Source organism: Persicimonas caeni (assembly GCF_006517175.1).
GTDB lineage: Bacteria > Myxococcota_A > Bradymonadia > Bradymonadales > Bradymonadaceae > Persicimonas > Persicimonas caeni.
Genome location: NZ_CP041186.1, coordinates 581,701 through 600,502, shown reverse-complemented (window position 1 = coordinate 600,502; position 18,802 = coordinate 581,701). Strand labels below are relative to the sequence as shown.

The following is an 18,802-nucleotide window of genomic DNA, read 5'->3' as shown; positions in this document are numbered from 1 at the left end:
AGCATGGGCAACATCACTCTCGGCATTCTCTCCGACACCCACGGGTGGCTCGACCCCGAATTGGTCGACGTCTTCCGCGATAAAGACGTCGACCTTCTCATTCACGCCGGCGACATCGGCACCGAAGACGTCGTCCACCAGCTCGAAGAACTCGCCCCCGTCCAGGTCGTCAAAGGCAATATCGACGGCGGCGAGCTTCGCTTCTACCCCGAAGAGGTCGTCTTCGACGTCGGCCCCCGCAAGGTGGCCATGCGCCACATCGCCGGCTCTCCCAGCCGACCCCGCAAAGCCGCCCGCGAGCTCCTCGCCCGCGAGAGGCCCGACGTGTTCATCTGCGGCCACAGCCACATCCCGGTGGTCGGCCGCGTCAAGGGCGCCCTGTGGATCAACCCCGGCGCCTGCGGCCGCGTGGGCTTCCACGACCAACGCTTCGCCGCGCTGCTCTACGTCGACGAAGACACCGGCGAGTTCGAGATGGAGCGCATCCATCTGGGCCCGCGGGCACGCCTCGGCGCCAAGCAATAAACTCCCATAATTCACTGGTACATAGGACTCCCGTTCTGTATCTTGTGCGCATTCTCTGATGGCTGAGATCGGCTGCTCCTCCCTGGCGCGGCCGAAGCTCTCTCCTAAGGACAAGAACGATGTGTGTGTGCAAGATGTTGTGGGCGCGAGTCCATCTTTTGATCCTCGTGGTGGTGGCCGCGGCGAGCCTCGTCTCCGGCTGTACGCTCTCCGATGCGTCGAATTGCAGCTCCGATGACGACTGCGAGGGGGGACAGACCTGCGTGCAGAGTGGTGGGCTTCTGGTGCGCGGCGGAGGCGTCTGCGTCGACCGCACGGCCGCCGCGCTCGACGCCGGGTCGGACACCTCCGAGGCCGATGTCGGCCCCGACGCTTCGGACGCCGATGAGCTCGACGCGAGCGACGTCTCCGACGTGGCCGATGCCGCCGATGTGAGCGACGCGACTGACGCCGCCGATACGACCGACGCGACCGACGCAGCAGACGCCGACGCAGCCGACGTCGAGCCCGCGCCGTGCACACGTCTGTCCCCGCTGTGGGGCGCGGGCGCCGAGCCTGCGACCGTGACCACGCTCTTCGCCGCCGAGGACTGCTACACGAACGCGCCGGTCGCCGACCTCGACGAGACCTCGTTCGTCATCGCCGAGGACGGCAGCAACCTGGTCGTCCAGCCCGCCAGCAGCATGTTGCAGGACCGGGCGCATCGCGTCTACGTGACGCTGCTGATCGACCTGTCCGGCCAAGCCCAGAGCCACAAAGCCGAGCTCCAAGCCGCCGCCGAAGCGTTCATCGACAAGCTGGTGGCCCAGACCGGGGTGACCAACGTCTGGGTGGGCGTCGAACTCTTCGACGGCTCCAATGGGCTTATCTCTACCAAGCAACTCCCCCTGCGCGACAGCGTGCGAATCAAGGCCTTCTTGGGCGATGCCTTCGCCCTGACGGGCCTCGACACCGGCGCGACCAACCTCAACGGCGCGGTCAGCACCGCCATCGGCAACCTCCAGAGTCATCAAAAGCAGGCGATGGACGTGAGCGAGCAGGGCATGGCGACCTCGGGGTACCTGGTCGTCTTGAGCGCCGGGCAGGACACCGCCGGCTACGCCGACGCGGCGACCGTGACCGCCGAGGTCGACGACGCACGCGCCTACGATGCGCAGAGCCCCGACACGCCCACGGTGCAGACGATGGGCGTCGCGCTGCAGGGCGCAGCCCAGGACCGCACCAAGCTGGCTACCTTGCTCGGGGACGACCGCTGGGTCACCGACACCGACGTCCCGTCGCTGAGCACAAACCTGGAGGCCGTGGCCGACGCCATCATCGCGCGCATCGGCGCGACGTATATGCTCGCCTACTGCTCGCCGTCGCGTGCGGGGAGTCATACGAGCTCGGTCGAGCTGGCCGACGGGTCGTCGAACGATGTCGAGGTGAGCTTCAGCGCCGACGGCTTCGGGGCCGGCTGCGACGCCAGCTTCTTCAACGATGCCTGTCAGACGAGCACCTGCGGCGGGTCCTTCTGCGGAGGGTGCGACGACGGCGCCGAGATTTGCGCCGGGGACGAACAGCTCTCGTGCCTGAACTTCTGCCAAACCCAGGTGTCCTGCACCGCCACGGCCATCCTCAACCCGATGGGCCATTGGCAAAACTGCGCGTCACGCTGCCCGGCGACGCAGTGGAGCAAGAGCTTTGCCTCGTATCAACATGACAGCGTCATGGCCATGGCCGCCGACTCCTCCGGAAACGTGGTCATCGGCGGGCAGACCACCGACCAATTGGAGTTCGGCGGTAGCCAGCCAGACTACGGAACGTGGCTGGCCAGCTTCGATGCCGCCGGCAACTATCGCTGGAGCAAGACCCTCGCCGAGCAACATAACTTCAATATCCATGCGCTGGCCGTGGATCCGGCCGACAGGACGGTCGTCGTCGGCTCGGCGTTCGGCGACTTCCTGCTCGATGGGGTGCAGGTCACCACCGGCTCGAACGGCGCAGCCGTGTTGGCCGTCTTCGATGCCGGCGGAAACTATGTGAGTCACCACACGATCACCTACTCATCGGGAGATCCGGTGACCGTGGTCGAACTCGAGATCGACGCTTCGGGCAATGTCTTTTTGGCCGGAAACTTCGAGGGCTCGATCAACCTGGGCGGCTCGACCCTGACGAGCAGCGCCCTCGGCGGGATGAGCGACATCTTCGTGGCGAGCTTCGATTCGGCGTTCAACCATCGTTGGAGCAAGAGCTTCGGCGGCCAGTATATGGATGCCGTGTGGACCCTCGCCACGACCCCGCAGGGCGGGGTGGTCTTTGCCGGCATGACCGACTCCGCGGTCGACTTCGGCGGTGGTACGCTGGCGCAGGGCGGCGCGGTGTTGGTGCAACTCGACGCCAGCGGCAATCACACTTGGAGCAAATCGTTCGGCCATAGCCTCCAGATGCCGGCGAACGACACGGCCATCGCCGTCGACCCGCTCGGCCGGGTGTTCTTCGCCGGCCAGATCCTCGACACGGTCGATTTTGGCGGTGGACTCGTCGGTAGCAGCGGCGATCAGGCCCTCGTGTTGGTCGGCTACGATTCAGCCGGAGCCCACCGATTGAGCGAAGTCATCGGCCGCAAGGTCAACGGCCAGATCATGGCCGTGGCGACCGCGGTCGATGCGTGGGGCAACGTGTTCGTCGCCGGTGACTTCACCCGCACGGTCGAGTTCGGCGGCCAGAGCGTGACGAGCCAGGCGACCTACGACACCAATATCTTCGCCGCCGTCTTCGACGAGTCGGGCGCGCTCGAGTGGAGCGACTTCTACGGGACCAACGACGCGAACCAGGTCTCCTCGGCGCTGTTCACCTCCGATGGCGTCCCCGTCATGGCGGGCGTGCATCGCAACGGGATCGACTTCGGGCAGGGCGGCCTGACGTCGGACAACAACGGGGACATCTTTTTGGTCGGCTTTACCTACCAGTGAAGTCACTTAGCCAGCATCCTTAGCCAGTATCCAAGCATGAGCGACGAGACCGAGACCAAAGAGCAGCACGTGGCGCACCTGCCTCGCCCAGGCGAGGTCATCGAGGAGCGCTACAAGCTCGGCAACACCTTTGCCAGCGGGGGCATGGGCGTGATCATGCGCGCCGAGCAGATCCGCACCGGCCGCGACGTGGCCGTCAAGCTGCTGCACCCGCATATCGCCGCCAAGGAGGACTTCGCCGCGCGCTTCATGCGTGAGGTCGACGTGGCCACCCGCTTCGACCACCCCCATATCGTGCGCGTCTACGACGTCGGCGAGACCGACGAGGGCGTGCTCTACCTGGTCATGGAGATGCTCGACGGCGAGGAGCTCAAAGACCTCATCGCCCGCGAGGCGCCCCTCGAAGCGGGCGTCGCCATCGACATCGGCCTGCAGATGCTCGACGGCCTCGCCGAGGCCCACAGCCAGGACGTCATCCACCGCGACTTCAAGCCGGGCAACGTCTTCGTCATGAAGAACCGCCGCGGCGACTACCACGTCAAGCTGCTCGACTTCGGCATCGCCAAGCTGGCCAACTCCCAGGAGTCGGACATCACCGCCACCGGCATGATCTCGGGCACGCCGTCGTATATCGCCCCCGAGACCCTGCTGCAGGCGGAGCACAGCAACCCGCAGGTCGTCGACGTGTACGCCGCCGGGCTCGTGCTCCTCGAGATGCTCACCGGCCAGCGCGTCTTCCAGGGCAACGGGGCGCCGCAGACCCTGCTCCAGCAGCTCAAAAAGCCGGTGCGCATCCCCCAGAAGATCGCCGAGACCCCGCTGGGCGAGGTGATTCGCAAGGCGACGCGCAAACACCCGGCCGACCGCTACCAGAACGCCGACGAGATGTACGAGGCGCTCGAGGCCGCCCGCCAGGCCACGCCGGCCGGCCTGAAGCTGTCGCCCGGCGAAGTGCCCGCGCCCGCGCCCGACACTACCCCGAGCATGCTCGAGAAGCTGGGCCAGGAGGTCGGCGAGAGCGACCTCGAGATGCTGCGCGAGGCGCCGCAGGCCGAAGAGTACGCCCCCGACGAGACGTCCCCCACACTGGCTGACAAGCCGGAGGTCCTCGGTCGGGTGAAGACGGGCGTCCAGATCCCCAACCCGTCGAAGGCGCCCAAGCCCGCGCCGAAGGACGCCGACGGCGCCACCGTGGGCGTGGGTAAGCAAGTGACGCTCTTTTTGCTGACCGCGCTCGTCATCGGCGCGGGCGGGTACGTCTGGATGTCGAATCAATCATCCGAGACCTCGACGGGCGAGCCGGTCGACGAGCCGCAGGCGGTCGCCGAACCCGAGACGCCCCAGTCGGCCCCCGAACAGCCCGACCCGCCCGAGCCCGCAGCCGTTTCGCCGCAGGTCGAAGAGCAGGCCGAGCCCCTCGAGTTCACCCTCCAGAGCGAGCCCTCGGGCGCGATGGTCTGGGCGGACAACAAGGTGCTCGGCAAGACCGGCGTGACCGTGGAGTTCGCGCCCGACGAGCTTCCCAAGACGCTCCGCCTCGAGCTCGACGGCTACCAGGCCGGCGAGGTCGAGCTGAGCGCCGACAGCGAGTCGACTGTGACGGTCGCGCTCGAGGCCACGCCGGACGAGTCTGCGAAGCGACAAGTCCGCAAGCCCGAACAAGTTGAACCCAAAGAAGCCCCCAAAGAAGACGACAAGGGCACCGACATCGACAAGATGGTCGACCAATACCTGCCCGGTGAATGAGCCGGTGAATGAGCCGTTGAGTGAGAAGGTCTGAGATGAATATGTCTGCATTGACCCGGCGCCTGTGCACGGTCGTGCTCGCCGGAGTGTTGCTCGGCGCCGGCGCGTCGAGCGCGTTCGCCCAGGATGTCTCCAAAGAGGAGCTCGAGCGCTTCCAGGCGCACCTCGACAAGGGCGGCCGTCTGCTCGAAAAGAAGCAGTACGAGGACGCCATCATCGAGCTCAAGCGCGCCCGGCGCATCATCGACCACCCCAAGATCTCGCTGAGCATCGCCGGCGCCTACGGCAAGTGGGGCCGCTGCGCGAAGGCGCGCAAGGAGTACAGCGCGCTACTCGGCCGCAAGAAGGTCGACGAAGAGATCCTCGATAAGGCCAGCGCCGGCATCGAGGGCCTCGACACCTGCGTCGACACCGGCACGCTGGCCGTGTCGTGCTCGCCCGAGCACGCCCAGGTGAGCATCGACGGCGGCGAGGCGATGGCATGCCCGGTGCGCACCGACCTGAAGGTCGGCTCGCACAAGCTCGAGGTGAGCGCCGGCGGCTTCAAGGCGACCTCCGAGACCGCCGAGATCGAGCCCGACCAGACCACGAAGGTCAGCGTCTCGTTGAGCCCCATCACCGTAAAGCGTCAGAAAGACAAGACCGTCGAAGCCCCCGCCGACGTCGAGCCCGCGCGCCCCGAGTGGCAGACGTGGGCGAGCTGGGGCGGCATCGGCCTGGGCGGCGCACTGTTGGGCGCCGGCCTCGTCAACGACGCCATGTCCGTCGGCCGCGCCGACGACATCGCCGCCGCCCAAAACGCCGGCAACCTCACCCGCGCCCGCCAACTCGAAGCCGACGCCGACGCCGCCTACACCCGCTCGGTCATCTTCTACTCGAGCGGAGCGGTCTTCCTCGCCACGGGTCTGACCCTCCAGTTTGTCGACTTCGAAACCGACGCCGGCGCCACGACCTCGGTCGGCTTCACCGCTACGGGTATCTCGACGCGGGTTGATTGGTAAAAGGTGAGATTCACCACGGGGGACACAGGGACACGGAGAAAGGCAAAAGAATGCTTTAAATGCCGTTCCCCGTGCCCCAGTGCTCCCCGTGGTGAACCTTGCCGTCCTCGAATCTCCCACAGAGCACAAAAGGGCACGGAGAAGAACAAAAATGCCCTTCCCCGTGCCCCAGTGCTCCCCGTGGTGAACCTTGCCGTCACTCAGCAGGATCTTCGACGATGATCTCCGACATCATCCCCAGCTTGGCGTGCTCGAGGATGTGGCAGTGGGCCATCCATTGGCCGGGGTTGTCGAAGTAGGCGATGATCTCGACCTCGTCCATGCCCGGCACCAGCACCGTGTCTTTGAGGCCGGGTTGGTTCGTCCAGGCGCGGCCGTCGTTGACGACGGTGAAGAAGTTGCCGTGCAGGTGGAAGGGGTGCTCGGGGCCGGCGTTGTTGCGCAGCTTGATGCGCACGACTTCGCCGTAGCCGAAGGTGAACAGCGGGTCGTTCGAGTGCGCCTTGCCGTTGAGCATCCACACCGTGTTTCCGAACGTATCCTGGCCGACGTCGAACTCGATGGTCTCCGAGCGGGTGGGCTCGGCGGTGGGCAGCGTGACCTCGGGGAGCTCGACCGTGCGCGGCTCGGCGTCGCTCGCGGCGACCTCGGCCTCGTAGATGGGGAAGGCCTCTTCGACGATCTCGCCGGCGTCGTTGCGCACGAGGACCATCGAGTTGAGCGTGACGGTGCCCGGCTGGTCGTAGACGACCTCGACGTCGAAGCGCTGGCCCACGGGCAGCACGATGCGGTCGGTCTCGTAGGGCTCGGGCAGCAGGCCGCCGTCGGTGCCGATGACGCGCCAGCTCGCGCCCTCGAGCTCGAGCTTCATGGTGCGCGCGTTCGCCGGGTTGACCAGCCTCCAGCGCTCCACGTCGTTCTGGTCGACCGAGAAGCTGACCACGTCGAGCGAGCCGTTGTTCAGCAGCGCGTTGCCGCTGCGCCCGTGCATGATCTCGGGGTGCGACTGCAAAAACGGGGGCAGATCGCCGTTCTGGTCGATGAGGATGTCGTCGATGGTCAGGAAGCGCTCGCGGTCGAACTCCGGCTCGTCCTCGCCGTGCACGATGAACAGGCCGTACAGGCCCTTTTCGATCTGCTCGTTCTCGCGAACGTGCGGGTGGTACCAGTAGGAGGCCGCGTCCTCGACGACGAACTCGTAGGTGAACGACTCGCCGGGCTGGACCGGGTTCTGGATGCGCGGGTTGCCGTCCATCTCGTCGGGGATGCGCAGCCCGTGCCAGTGCACGGTGGTCTCCTCGGGCAGCGCGTTCTCGAAGTGCACGATCACCGTCTGGCCCACCTGGGCCTGCAGGATCGGGCCGGGGAAGCTGCCGTTGTACGTATACATGTCGACGTCGAGGCCGTCGGCCAGAGTGACCGTCTTCTCCTCGGCCCGAAGCGTCACCTCGACGATGTCGGTGGCCGGGTTCTCGTCCTCGAGCACCGGCGCGCCCCACACCTCGGGGAAGGTCGGCCCCTCGTGCTCGACGCTCGTGTCGGTGCCCGCGTCGGTGTCGATCACCAACTCTTTGTCTTCAGTCGACTCACCGCCGCACGCTGCCAGGAGCGAAGCGGCTGCCAAAAACACGAAATATTTGCGCATGATAGGTCCTCTGGTCCGTTATTTCTGCAAACGACTCAGGGTGTAGACCACAACGTTGCGGGAAGTCAACGCTCGGCGGGGGATGCCTTCGGAAGGCCTTGCCGAACCGCGACCTCAACCCCCCGGCGCTGGACGGCGCGCCTGCCCCCCACGCCTGCGGCTTTGGGGGGCGAATGGTCGGCCGAATAGCCACATGTGGTTATTGGAGCAGCCATTTCCTCCCCAAACGGCGCTGTTTGCCGTTTAGGGGAGGTCCCCGAAGGGGGGAGGGGTTGAGGTGACGAACCTGCAAGGCCACAGTTGATTGAACGTCCCTCCTCTGGCACACAGGACGGGCGAATTTGTCACTTTAACAACGATTGAATCAGGAGAATGGATATGGCCACGATCACACTGGGCGGCGAAGAGATTCAAACCGTGGGCGAGCTTCCGGCGGTCGGCGAAGCCGCGCCGGCGTTCACGCTGACGAATACGGACCTGCAGGACGTGAGCTTCGAGGACGTCGACGCCGACTTCATCGTGCTCAACATCTTCCCGAGCATCGACACCGGCGTGTGCCAGGCGTCGGTGCGCGAGTTCAACGAGCGCGCCGCCGACCTCGACGGCGTCGAGGTGCTGTGCGTGTCGGCCGACCTGCCGTTCGCCCACAAGCGCTTCTGCGGCGCCGAGGGCATCGAGGGCGTGGCGGGCATGTCGACGTTCCGCAGCGACTTCGGCACCGCCTGGGGCGTCGAGATCGCCGACGGCGCCTTCGCCGGACTCTTGTCGCGCGCGGTCGTCGTCCTCGACGCCGACGGCAAGGTCGTGCACACCGAGCAGGTCGCCGAGATCGGCGAGGAGCCGGATTATGAGGCGGCTTTGGCGCATGTGGGGTGATCGACGTTCCCTCAATCGGTGCGGGGGCATCTTGCCCTCGTAACCAAAGAAGCGCCGGTCGGATGCCCGACCGGCGCTTTGGTGTAGAAGAGTGGTGCTCGACGGATGGCCTACTTCGTTCACTCCGCAGCGGAGAAGACGAAGTTGGCAGGCCTGGGAGCACTTCTCGGCAGCGGAGAAGACGAAGTAGGCGGTCCTAGAAGCACTTCTCGGCAGCGGAGAAGACGAAGTAGGCGGTCCTAGAAGCACTTCTCCGCAGCAGAGAAGACGAAGTAGGCGGTCCTGGGAGCACTTCTCGGCAGCGGAGAAGACGAAGTAGGCGGTCTGACCAGCGCTTCTCCGCAGCAGAGAAGACGAAGTAGACGGTCTGACCAGCGCTTCTCCGCAGCCGAGAAGACGAGGTCGGTCGCTCAAGCTTCGACGGGCTCGTCGACGTCGTCGGCGGGAGCCGGGTCCGCGTCGGTATCCGTGGGCGCAGGACTGCCTCCTTTGATCTCACTCAACGACGGGCAATAGTCCGAAATCGGCCGCTCGGTCCCACTCAACCGCAACGCCGCCTGAGCGACCTCGCGGGCCGAGGTGTACTTGGCGCGCGCCGCGGGGCGCACGGTGTCGGCGATATTGCGCGCGTCGGTGACGTCGGCGCCCTCGGCGCGCCAGGTGTCGTAGGCGTCGCGGAAGGCCTGGTGGGCCTGGACGGCGTCGTCGATGACCTCGGCGGGCACCAGCCCGTCGTTGGTGTACTCGTCGACGTAGTCGAGCGCCTTCTTCATGATCGTGACCTTGTCGGCGCGGGCGCGCCCCTTGAAGTCGGAGGCGCTGTTGCCGTCGAGGTAGCGCTCGAGGGCCTGCATGTGGGTGGCGCTGCGGTCGCGGCGGCCCAGGCGGCGGTGGCGGTGGGTGAGCACGAGGGTGTCGTAGACGTCGCCGTAGCCGGCGTCGGCGGCGCTTTCGGCCTCGGTGAGCGCCACGTGGCTCTCGGAGGCCTCGACCGACTCGGCGTCGACCTTCTCGACGACCTCGGTCATGTCGGCCTCGACCTGAGCGAACAGGGCGAGGGCGATGACCATCAGGTCCTGGGCGTGGCCGTCGAGGGGGACGCGCTCGAGGTTCTGCTGGGCTTCTTGGGCGGCGTTGATCAGATCACGGTCAGACTGGCGAGTAGACATAGACATTGCTCCTGCGTTCGGGTTGGAGGGTGAACTCCGTCCTCGACTCCACAATGGCCACGCGGGCCCATCATTACCCCGGAGAGGCCGAAGAACCTCCTCCAACGAGTTTTGGTTGACGTAGGGGCGAATGTAGCAGGAGAGGGCGCAGCAGAAAAGAGCCGGGCTTGCCCACAAGGGGTGATTGGTTGTTGAGGCTCCCGGGACTCCCTTCGGTCGCCCCGGGCTACCGAGGCGCCGCAAACGGCGCGGCGCGCGCTCGCTAAGCTCGCTTAGCACGACGGCAAGATGCCCTCGCTCCGATTAGGGCGGCACCCGCGGATGCCCACCAAGGCGACCATCGGGAGCCGCGCCGAGCGCCGTCCGCGAGGCCTCGGTAGCCCCGGGCGACCGTAGCGCTAGCGGAGGGAGTCCGGGGGAAGGAAAGGCTAAGATGCACTTAGTTCCAGTTCACCGAAATCACCGACTCTTGCTTCTCCTCGGCGTGGGGCGACACGTGCCGGTCTTTCCAGCTCTCGTCGACCAGCGCGTCGATGGTCAGCGGCTGGGGGCCGCTTCGGGGCTTGTCGGAGTTTTCTAGGTGGAGCACGCCGCGGGGGCACACCTCTTCGCACAGCCCGCAGCCCACACACGAGGCGCGGGTGAAGTCTTCGTTGCGCTGGGCGTAGGCGCGCACGTCGATGCCCATCTCGCAGTATTTGGAGCACAGCCCGCACGAGATGCACATGTTGTCTTTGACGGTGATGCGGTACTTGCCCTTCTTTTGCACCAGGCCCAACACGGCGGCCATCGGGCAGAAGTAGCGACACCACACGCGGGTGCCGCCGATGGGGTAGACGCCCACGCCCACGATGCCCGACAGGATGGCCACCACCACGAAGCCGTAGGCCGACTGCATCTCGCCGGCGGCGCTTTGGAGCATCGGGCTGCTGTCGCCGATGAAGAAGCTCGCGACCACCGCGGCGGTGACCACGAACGACAAGAGCATAGTGATGTGGATGGAGTACTGCTCGAATTTCCACGCCGCGCTCGACTTATTCGACAGTTGGCGGAACGGGTCGCCGGCGGTGTTGGCCAGCCCGCCGCAGCCGCACACCCACGAGCAATACCAGCGCTTGCCGAAGAAGGTGGCCAGGAGCGGGACCATCAGCAGCGAGCCTGCGATGCTCCAGATGATGAACGGCAACGGCCAACTGGCGATGGTCGACGGGTAGAAGTACTCGATTTTGAGCGGCCAGAGGTAGCTTAAGTAGACCTCGGGCTGGTTGAAGAATTTGAGGATGAGGGGCACCGAGAAGGCCAGGGTGGCCTGCACGAAGATGATCACCGTGGTGCGCACGATCTGGTATTTGTTGTGCCGGTATTTGCGCATCACGTAGATGCCGCCGGCGGTGATCGCGATGGTGTAGAGCAGCCCGTACAGCGTCCACTTGCTGCCCAGGTGCAGCGCCTGGGCGACCGGGTCGAGCCAGTCGGTCCAGTAGAGGATGACGTAGAAGGCGAATAGCGCCGCCGACAGCGCCCAGGCGGTCACGCCGCGGTGGGTGATGTCGTGCTTGAGCCAGCCGATGGTTCCTTTTTGGCGCATCAGGCGATCTCCTTTTCAACCATCTTCGAAAGCGGCACGCGCCCGAACTCGACGTCGAATTGGGCCTCTTGGAGGTGCCGTTGCACCCAGGCCAGGTCGCGCCGGTCGTGGATCCACTGCTCGAGCACGCGGTGGTCGAAGCGCGAGCCGAGCATGTTGAAGCCGATGACCTCGCCGCGTTCGTTGGCAACAATGCGCTGGCTGATAGGCTTCCCGGGCATCTTGCGAAACAGGGTGGTGGCGCCGTCGGCGACGTCGACGCAGTCGCCCACGGTGGTGAACTCGAGCTCGAAGAACTTGGTGCTGTTGTAGAATAGGGGCGGGTGATACTCGACGCGCTCGCCGGCCATGCTCAGCCCGGCGAGCTTGCCGTGGCGTTTGGCGGAGTACCAGATGGTCTCCACCAACCCAGGGCGGCGGCCGACGTCCACCTCGACGCAGTCGCCGGCGGCCCACACGTTGGGCAGCGTGGTGCGAAAGGAGCGGTCGACCATGACACCGCGGTTGATCGCCGGCGGGGTGCTCACGCCCTGGAGCCACTCGACGTTGGCCTGCACGCCGATGGCCACCCCGAGCATCTGACAGGGGATCTCGTCGCCCAGGTTCGTGCGCACGCCGCTGACGCGGCCGGCGTCGTCGACCTGAATCTCGCTCATCTCCTCTTCCATGCGCAGGTCGACGCCGTGCTCGCGGATATGCTCGGCGACGATCTCGGCTTCTTCCTTGCCCAGGGCGGCGGGCCAAAACCAGGGCTCGCGCACCAAGAAGGTCACCTCGACGCCGTGGTGGGTCAGGCTCTCGACGAGCTCGACGCCGATGAGGCCGCCGCCGACGACCACCGCGCGCTCGGTCGACCAGGTCAGCCGCTCACACTCGTCGAGGTCTTGCATGGAGACGAAGTGCACCAGCCCCTCTTCGACCTCGTCGAGCCCGGCGAAGGGGACCATGCGCGGCTTGGCGCCCACGGCCAGCAGCAGGCGATCGTAGGCGACGGTGCTGCCGTCCTGCAGGCGCAAGCTCGCCTCGGCGGCGTCGAGGTCGACGACGCGGCCGCGCACGAGCTCGATCTGCTTTTGGGCGTAGACCTTGCGCTCGTACGGCTCGAGGTCGCGCCGGTCGAGCTTGTCCATGTAGGCGTACATCAGGGCGGTGCGCGAGAAGAAGTAGTCCGTCTCGTCGCTGATGACCGTGATCTTGGCCTCGCCCGGACCGAGCCGGTCGCGGATGGCGAAGGCGGCTTCGATGCCGGCGACGCCGTTGCCGATGATGACGAAATGCATGGGGACTCACGTTGGGTGGAGACTACAGTCGACAGGAGCCGTCAATCGCTGATCGATCACTTGTCCGACTCGATTTGGGGACGCGACTCGGCTTGTCTTAGATTCAAAACCACGGGCGAGAGTGTCGCAAAAGCCGCCCCCGCGGACAAGCGCGCGACCAGACGCAATACTTGCATCTGGCGGGTCGATCCTGCATAGTGACTGACAGTTACCTTCTGCCTACATATGACACCTTTTTTTGACAGGTTCGTCTTGAGGTGTCCTTGCCCGGTGTGTTGAAGATGATCCAATCGGGCTGAGGGGTTTTTCGCAGTTATGAGCAGTACTCAGTCTGATTCGGCGTCGGCAGACGACGCCAAGCACCCAACGGCGCACGAAGACCTACCGTTCGCCACCATTGTCGAAACCATTAACGACGGAATCTTGGTCGTCCGCCTGGGCGGCGAGATCATCTACGCCAACGAAAGCATGGCGAAGATGCTCGGCTACAGCCGCCCGGAGATGGTCGGCAATATGCTCTTCGACTTCATGGAAGAAGAGTGGGCCGAGCGCGCCCGCCAGAACCTCAAGCGCCGCCAAGAGGGGGTCGAAGAGATGTTCGACCACCGTTGGCAGCACAACGACGGCGGCGGGGTGTGGACGCTGGTGAGCGCCAAGCCGATGCACGACGAAGACGGCGTGCAGTGGGGCTCGCTGGTGGCCATCCAGAACATCTCCGAGCGCAAGGAGATGGAAGAGGAGATTCGCCAGGCGCGCGACGAGCTCGAGATGCGCGTCCAGGAGCGCACCCGCCAGCTCGTCGAGACCAACGAGCGGCTGCAGCGAGAGGTCGAGGAGCGACGCGAGGCCGAAGAGCGCGCCCTGGAGGCCAGCCGGGCCAAGAGCGCGTTCTTGGCGAATATGAGCCACGAGCTGCGCACCCCGCTCAACGCGGTCATCGGCTACACCGAGCTCATCCAGGAGGACCTCGACTTCGGCGCCTCCAACCCGGCCGAGCTCCCGCTGGAGAGCATCCAGAGCGACCTCAAGAAGGTCCACCACTCGGCCAACCACCTGTTGGCGCTCATCAACGACATCCTCGACCTGTCGAAGGTCGAGGCCGGCAAGATGGACCTGCATCTGGACGCCTTCGACCTGGCCGAGTTGGTCGACGAGGTCATCGACACGGTGCGTCCGTTGGTGGCCAAGAACGACAACGACCTCGAGCGCAGCTACCGACGCCGCGGCGAGGTGGTCACCGACCGCACCAAGCTCAAGCAGGTGCTTTTGAACCTGGTGGGCAACGCCGCCAAGTTCACCGAAAAGGGAGTCATCGAGCTGAGCACCGCCGAGGCGGTGGTCAACAGCATGCCGGGGGTGCGCATCGAGGTGCGCGACACCGGCATGGGCATCGACCCGGAGAGCATCGACCGGCTCTTCGAGCCATTTACCCAGGCCGACGAATCGACGACCCGAAAACATGGCGGCACCGGCCTGGGTCTGACCATCTGCAAGCGTTTCTGCGAGATGATGGGCGGCACGATCGACGTCCAGAGCACCCTGGGAGAGGGGACCACGTTCACGATTCTGCTGCCCACCGAGCACCGGTCGGGGCTGGCCGAGCCGTCGGCGACGATGGAAATCCCCCACCTGAGCGCCGACTTTCTGTCGAATTCGGGCGAGGGTCCCACGGTGCTGGTCATCGACGACGACCCGCACGTCCACGAGTTGATGCGCCGCTTTTTGGGGCCGCGCGGCTTCCACGTCATCTCGGCGTTCAACGGCGACCAGGGCGTCGAGCTGGCCCGCACCAAGCGCCCCGACGTGATTACACTCGACGTGATGATGCCCGGCCGTGACGGCTGGTCGGTGTTGTCGAACCTGAAGGCCGAGGCCGACCTGGAGTCGATTCCCGTGGTGATGGTCACCATGATCGACGACAAGAGCATCGGCTATGCGCTGGGCGCCTCCGACTATCTGGTCAAGCCGATCCAACGCGACCGACTCGTCAAGGTCTTGGCGCGCTTCCACCCCGAGCGGGGCGGCACGGCGCTGGTGGTCGAGGACGAGGACGACGTGCGCGAGGTCATGGCGCGGCACCTGCGCCGGGCCGATTGGCGGGTGCGCACCGCCGAGAACGGCACGGCCGCCCTCGAGATGCTCGACTCGGAGATCCCCGACGTGGTCGTGCTCGACCTGATGATGCCCGAGATGGACGGCTTCGAGGTCGCCGAGATCATGCGCCAGGAGCCGCGCTGGCAAGAGATTCCCATCGTGGTCGTCACCGCCATGGACCTCGACGACGCCCAGCACTCCCGTTTGCAGAAGTCCGTCGAGCGAATTTTGAGCAAGAATGTCAGCTCCGTTGATCAAGTGTTGAAGGAAGTTTTGGCAGTCACCGGCGCGCAGGCCGAGCAGGCCGACGCCCCAGAAGAGCGGCCGTCCGACGGCGAGCCGATAGCAGCGACAACTAAAACCGTACCGAGATCTCAACCCCAACAGGAGGAGTAGATGCCGAAAGTACAGAACCAAGATGGTCTAGATATCGCCTACCGTGTCATCGGCGAGGGCGACCAAGACGTCGTGTTCGTTCACGGATGGATGGTCTCGGGGGCGGTCTACAACGACCTGATTCCGAAGCTCGACAAGAGCGCCTACCGCATGATCGTGGTCGACCTGCGCGGCACCGGTGAGTCGTCCAAGGACGCCGACTCCTACAAGCTCTCCGACTACGTCGAGGACGTGCGCACGGTGGCCGACGACGCCGGCGCCGACAGCTTCGCACTGGTGGGCCACAGCATGGGCGGCCAGATCGCCCAGCTCTTCGCGGCCACCTACCCGGAGCGCGTCGAGCGCATGTTCCTGCTGAGCACCGTGCCCGCCAGCGGCATGGAGCTTCCCCAGGAGGCCTACGACCTGTTCTACAACTCGGGGCAGAACCGCGACAGCCAGGGCGCCATCCTCGATATGGCCTGCCTGGACCTGTCCCAGGGCAGCAAGTCGCGCCTGCTCGACGACGCGGCCAAGATCCCGACTGCGTGCATCCAGCAGGCGCTCGTGTCGTGGACCGAAGGTGGCTTCAGCGACCAGTTGGGCGACATCACCGCCACCACGCTGGTCGTGGCGAGCGACGATCCGTTTTTGCCCCAAGAGTTTCTGCAGGCGGCCGTGGCCGACCCGATTCCGAACGCCGAGATCGCCCATATCCCGGGCGCCGGCCACTACATCCAGGTCGAGCGCACCGACGAGACGGCCGAGCTGCTGTCGAGCTTTCTGAATGGTTGAGCCGGAGGTTGGGTTCTCCGGCTCGAACGAGTGGGTGATCCGCGGCCGGCCCTTGGGTTAGGGCCGGCCCGACAAAGCGGACGCCCGTTGTATCGGCCAATGCGCAGGAGGATGGATGACGTAGCCTGATGGGACTGATGGAATCGAATCTCGAGCATTAATTGTGTGAAGGGGATGTAAGATGAAGACTCTCAAATCGATGTTTTTTCTGCTGGTCATTTCTCTCGCCGGCCTTGTGGGCTGCAGCGAGGCGATGTCGCCCGACGACGGTGGCGTGACCACCCGTGGCCAGGCGCTGAGCGCCGATGACGCGGTCACGCACTTCGCGACGACCAAAGACAACAAGACGATCGCGTATCGGGTCATCGGCTCTGGCGCCCAGGACATCGTGCTCGTGCACGGTTGGTCGGTCTCCGGCACCGTGTACGACAACCTGATCGGCGAGCTCGCCGGGCCCGACTATCGTCTCATCGTGCCCGACCTTCGCGGCACGGGCGACTCGGACAAGCCCAACGGCGGTCACTCGCTCGAGAACTACCTCAAGGACGTCGAGGCGGTCGTCGCTGACGCCGGCGCCACCGACTACGTGCTCGTGGGCCACAGCATGGGCGGCGCGATCGCTCAGAAGTTCGCCGCCAAGAACGATTCCGACCTGAGCGGCCTGGTGCTGATGTCGCCGGTCCCCGCCTCGGGCTTCCCGCTGCCCCAGCAGTTCTACGACCTGTTCTGGGCCTCGGCCGAGGACCCGCAGCTGCAGGCCTTCATCTTCACGATCTCGTCGGTCGACCTGGCTCAGGACGACCTGAACCACCTGCTCGCCAGCGCCGCGACGGTGACGCCCAAGGCTTCTCGCCAGTCGCTCGACGCTTGGACTCAGGCCGACTTCGCTGATATGGTCGGGCAGATTCAAACCCCGACGCTCGTTATGGTTTCCGACGATCCGTTCATGACGCCGGGGCTGCTCCAGCAGCTGGTCGTCGACCCCATTCCGAACGCCTCGTTGACCTACTTCGGTGGTGCCGGTCACTACCTGCAGGTCGAGGACCCGGCGCAGACGGCGTCGAATATCGACGGCTTCATCGCCGGACTCTAAGGAGCCACATGATTGACTGGCCCCCACACTCATAGCCAGTCAGCTCCGACTGCGAGCCGGGCCCCTGCCGGGGGGCCCGGCTGCTGTTCGCTTGTTTCGACCCGGCAACTTCTGGAACAGACTGATGCAGACGTGGAAACAACTCGCCATGGCCATCGGCGCGCTCACTGTCGTGGCCGTCGGTGTCGCTATCTGGCACGAAGCTTACGTGGCCGCGGCGGTGCTGCTGGTGGTGGGGCTGGCCGTGGTGATGTACGCAAGACAGGTGCTCCTGCCGTTCGACCAGGTCACCGAGGCGCTGGGCCGACTCGCCGCCGGCGATCTGGCCCAGCCGCGGCTGACGGTCGATAAAGGGGGCGATGTCGGTCGCATGGCGACCGCCATCAACCAATTGTTGACCCAGCTTCGGCTCCTGAGCGAGGAGGCGACCGAGCTCGCCAATGGCTATATCGGGGTTCGGGGCATGCAGGACCGCGTGCTCGAGACCGGACAGCTGTCGGCGGTCGACCTGCCCACGAGTTCGAGCCAGGGCGACCTGAACCGCAGCTTCGCCGAGCTGACCAACCAGCTTCGTCGGCTGACGGTCAAGGCCCACATCATCGCCAACGACCAGCTCTACAACCCGGCGCTCGACGAGGAGCTGCCCGGCGAGCTTGGCGACGCCTTCGGGCTGATGGTCTCGAACCTGCGCAACCTGGCCGGGCGCGCCGAGGAGATCGCCCACGGCGACCTGAGTTCGTCGGTCGAAGGCGAGGGCGACCTGACGAGCGCCTTCAACGAGATGGTCACCGGCCTGCGCCACCTGGTCGAGCAGATCACCCACAGCGCCATCCAGGTCGCCTCGTCGACCGAAGAGATGCTGCAGGTGCTGCACGCCCACGAGTCGTCGGCGTTGCACCAGGCCGATCGCATCCGCGAGGCCCAGCGCACCGTCGAGGAGCTCCTGGAATCGGCCGACGCCATCGCCGAGCGCGCGCACCTGGTGTTCGAGGCCGCCGAGGATACCCGCGATCAGAACCGCCAGATCGGCATGCGCATCGACGAGCTCAACCAGTTGAGCAAGCGTATCACCGAGATTCTCAAGCTGATTCGAAGCATCGCCGACCGCTCCGACTTGCTCGCGCTCAACGCCAGCCTGGAGGGCGCGCGCACCGGGGAGGCGGGCAAGGGCTTTGCGCTGGTGGCCAACGAGATGCGCCGCCTTGCCGAGAACACCAAGGACTCGGTCGGCAGCATCAAGTCGCTGGTCGACGATATCCACGGCTCGACCCGAGCGACCGCCTCGGCGTGTCAGGAGGGCCTGGTGCGCTCCGAAGACACCACCGAGGCCGCCCTGGACATCAAGGTCGTGACGACCGAGCAGCGCGAGCACACCGGCGAAGTCAACCGCGCCATGGAAGACCTCGCCACGCTGGTGACCCACGGGGTGTCGGGCATCCGACAGGTGACCACCGCCGCCTCCGAGCTCGCCGAGTTGAGCGAGACGTTGAGGGAGCTCGTCGACAGCTTCCGCCTGGGCGAAAAGGCCGACGGGCCGGAGCTCGAGTCGCTCCCGACCGCGTCCGCGCGGGCCGAGGCATCCTGATTCATCCCGGACATCACGAATAGATTCGATCGATATAGGAAGCACCTAAATCCAAGCTGTACCCAAGAAGAGCGCT

The 18,802-nt window shown here is 65.6% G+C and carries 13 protein-coding genes; 9 read left to right on the top strand and 4 right to left on the bottom strand.

The window, feature by feature from the left end; all coding sequences use genetic code 11:
- Positions 1-3: 3 nt before the first annotated feature.
- The 4 genes from FIV42_RS02355 (at position 4) to FIV42_RS02340 (ending at position 6,226) form a co-directional block, all read left to right on the top strand.
- Positions 4-525, top strand: coding sequence for a metallophosphoesterase family protein (locus FIV42_RS02355; protein ID WP_141196118.1), 522 nt, complete (start codon positions 4-6; stop codon positions 523-525).
- Positions 526-644: 119 nt separating this feature from the next.
- Complete coding sequence (locus FIV42_RS02350; protein ID WP_141196117.1) at positions 645-3,479, top strand: vWA domain-containing protein; 2,835 nt, start codon at positions 645-647, stop codon at positions 3,477-3,479.
- A 36-nt stretch (positions 3,480-3,515) separates the two neighbouring features.
- Positions 3,516-5,225 (top strand): serine/threonine-protein kinase, encoded by a 1,710-nt coding sequence (locus FIV42_RS02345; RefSeq protein ID WP_141196116.1) that lies wholly within the window; start codon positions 3,516-3,518, stop codon positions 5,223-5,225.
- A 41-nt stretch (positions 5,226-5,266) separates the two neighbouring features.
- The gene (locus FIV42_RS02340) at positions 5,267-6,226 is read left to right on the top strand and encodes a PEGA domain-containing protein (protein WP_168210334.1); all 960 of its coding nucleotides are present in this window, start codon (positions 5,267-5,269) and stop codon (positions 6,224-6,226) included.
- A 196-nt stretch (positions 6,227-6,422) separates the two neighbouring features.
- Here FIV42_RS02340 and FIV42_RS02335 read toward each other — a convergent pair whose 3' ends face one another.
- The gene (locus FIV42_RS02335; protein ID WP_141196114.1) at positions 6,423-7,871 is read right to left on the bottom strand and encodes a multicopper oxidase family protein; all 1,449 of its coding nucleotides are present in this window, start codon (positions 7,869-7,871) and stop codon (positions 6,423-6,425) included.
- 378 nt (positions 7,872-8,249) lie between these two features.
- On the opposite strand from FIV42_RS02335, the gene tpx reads away from it, so the two are divergent.
- Complete coding sequence (tpx, locus tag FIV42_RS02330) at positions 8,250-8,747, top strand: thiol peroxidase (protein ID WP_141196113.1); 498 nt, start codon at positions 8,250-8,252, stop codon at positions 8,745-8,747.
- Between the two features lie 410 nt (positions 8,748-9,157).
- Here the strand turns inward: tpx and FIV42_RS02325 are convergent, their stop codons facing one another.
- From FIV42_RS02325 to FIV42_RS02315, 3 genes are all read right to left on the bottom strand, one after another.
- Entirely contained in the window at positions 9,158-9,916 is a 759-nt protein-coding gene (locus FIV42_RS02325; RefSeq protein WP_141196112.1) for a hypothetical protein, read from the bottom strand.
- Between the two features lie 439 nt (positions 9,917-10,355).
- Positions 10,356-11,504: a 4Fe-4S binding protein gene (locus tag FIV42_RS02320; protein ID WP_141196111.1), complete on the bottom strand. Its 1,149-nt coding sequence runs from the start codon at positions 11,502-11,504 to the stop codon at positions 10,356-10,358.
- Entirely contained in the window at positions 11,504-12,784 is a 1,281-nt protein-coding gene (locus FIV42_RS02315; RefSeq protein ID WP_141196110.1) for an NAD(P)/FAD-dependent oxidoreductase, read from the bottom strand. The genes FIV42_RS02320 and FIV42_RS02315 overlap by 1 nt, the downstream gene beginning before the upstream one ends.
- A gap of 315 nt (positions 12,785-13,099) precedes the next feature.
- Here FIV42_RS02315 and FIV42_RS02310 point away from each other — a divergent pair, with 315 nt between their 5' ends.
- The 4 genes from FIV42_RS02310 (at position 13,100) to FIV42_RS02295 (ending at position 18,726) form a co-directional block, all read left to right on the top strand.
- The gene (locus FIV42_RS02310) at positions 13,100-15,274 is read left to right on the top strand and encodes a response regulator (RefSeq protein WP_141196109.1); all 2,175 of its coding nucleotides are present in this window, start codon (positions 13,100-13,102) and stop codon (positions 15,272-15,274) included.
- On the top strand, positions 15,275-16,048 hold the full coding sequence (locus tag FIV42_RS02305; RefSeq protein ID WP_141196108.1) for an alpha/beta fold hydrolase: 774 nt from the start codon (positions 15,275-15,277) through the stop codon (positions 16,046-16,048).
- A gap of 181 nt (positions 16,049-16,229) precedes the next feature.
- Complete coding sequence (locus FIV42_RS02300; RefSeq protein ID WP_141196107.1) at positions 16,230-17,141, top strand: alpha/beta fold hydrolase; 912 nt, start codon at positions 16,230-16,232, stop codon at positions 17,139-17,141.
- Between the two features lie 124 nt (positions 17,142-17,265).
- Positions 17,266-18,726: a methyl-accepting chemotaxis protein gene (locus FIV42_RS02295; protein WP_141196106.1), complete on the top strand. Its 1,461-nt coding sequence runs from the start codon at positions 17,266-17,268 to the stop codon at positions 18,724-18,726.
- Positions 18,727-18,802: the final 76 nt, after the last annotated feature.

Coding starts and splice junctions, on each gene's coding strand:
- FIV42_RS02355 (WP_141196118.1), top strand. CDS start 4: ATGGGCAACATCACTCTCGGCATTCTCTCCGACACCCACGGGTGGCTC.
- FIV42_RS02350 (WP_141196117.1), top strand. CDS start 645: ATGTGTGTGTGCAAGATGTTGTGGGCGCGAGTCCATCTTTTGATCCTC.
- FIV42_RS02345 (WP_141196116.1), top strand. CDS start 3,516: ATGAGCGACGAGACCGAGACCAAAGAGCAGCACGTGGCGCACCTGCCT.
- FIV42_RS02340 (WP_168210334.1), top strand. CDS start 5,267: ATGTCTGCATTGACCCGGCGCCTGTGCACGGTCGTGCTCGCCGGAGTG.
- FIV42_RS02335 (WP_141196114.1), bottom strand. CDS start 7,871: ATGCGCAAATATTTCGTGTTTTTGGCAGCCGCTTCGCTCCTGGCAGCG.
- tpx (WP_141196113.1), top strand. CDS start 8,250: ATGGCCACGATCACACTGGGCGGCGAAGAGATTCAAACCGTGGGCGAG.
- FIV42_RS02325 (WP_141196112.1), bottom strand. CDS start 9,916: ATGTCTACTCGCCAGTCTGACCGTGATCTGATCAACGCCGCCCAAGAA.
- FIV42_RS02320 (WP_141196111.1), bottom strand. CDS start 11,504: ATGCGCCAAAAAGGAACCATCGGCTGGCTCAAGCACGACATCACCCAC.
- FIV42_RS02315 (WP_141196110.1), bottom strand. CDS start 12,784: ATGCATTTCGTCATCATCGGCAACGGCGTCGCCGGCATCGAAGCCGCC.
- FIV42_RS02310 (WP_141196109.1), top strand. CDS start 13,100: ATGAGCAGTACTCAGTCTGATTCGGCGTCGGCAGACGACGCCAAGCAC.
- FIV42_RS02305 (WP_141196108.1), top strand. CDS start 15,275: ATGCCGAAAGTACAGAACCAAGATGGTCTAGATATCGCCTACCGTGTC.
- FIV42_RS02300 (WP_141196107.1), top strand. CDS start 16,230: ATGAAGACTCTCAAATCGATGTTTTTTCTGCTGGTCATTTCTCTCGCC.
- FIV42_RS02295 (WP_141196106.1), top strand. CDS start 17,266: ATGCAGACGTGGAAACAACTCGCCATGGCCATCGGCGCGCTCACTGTC.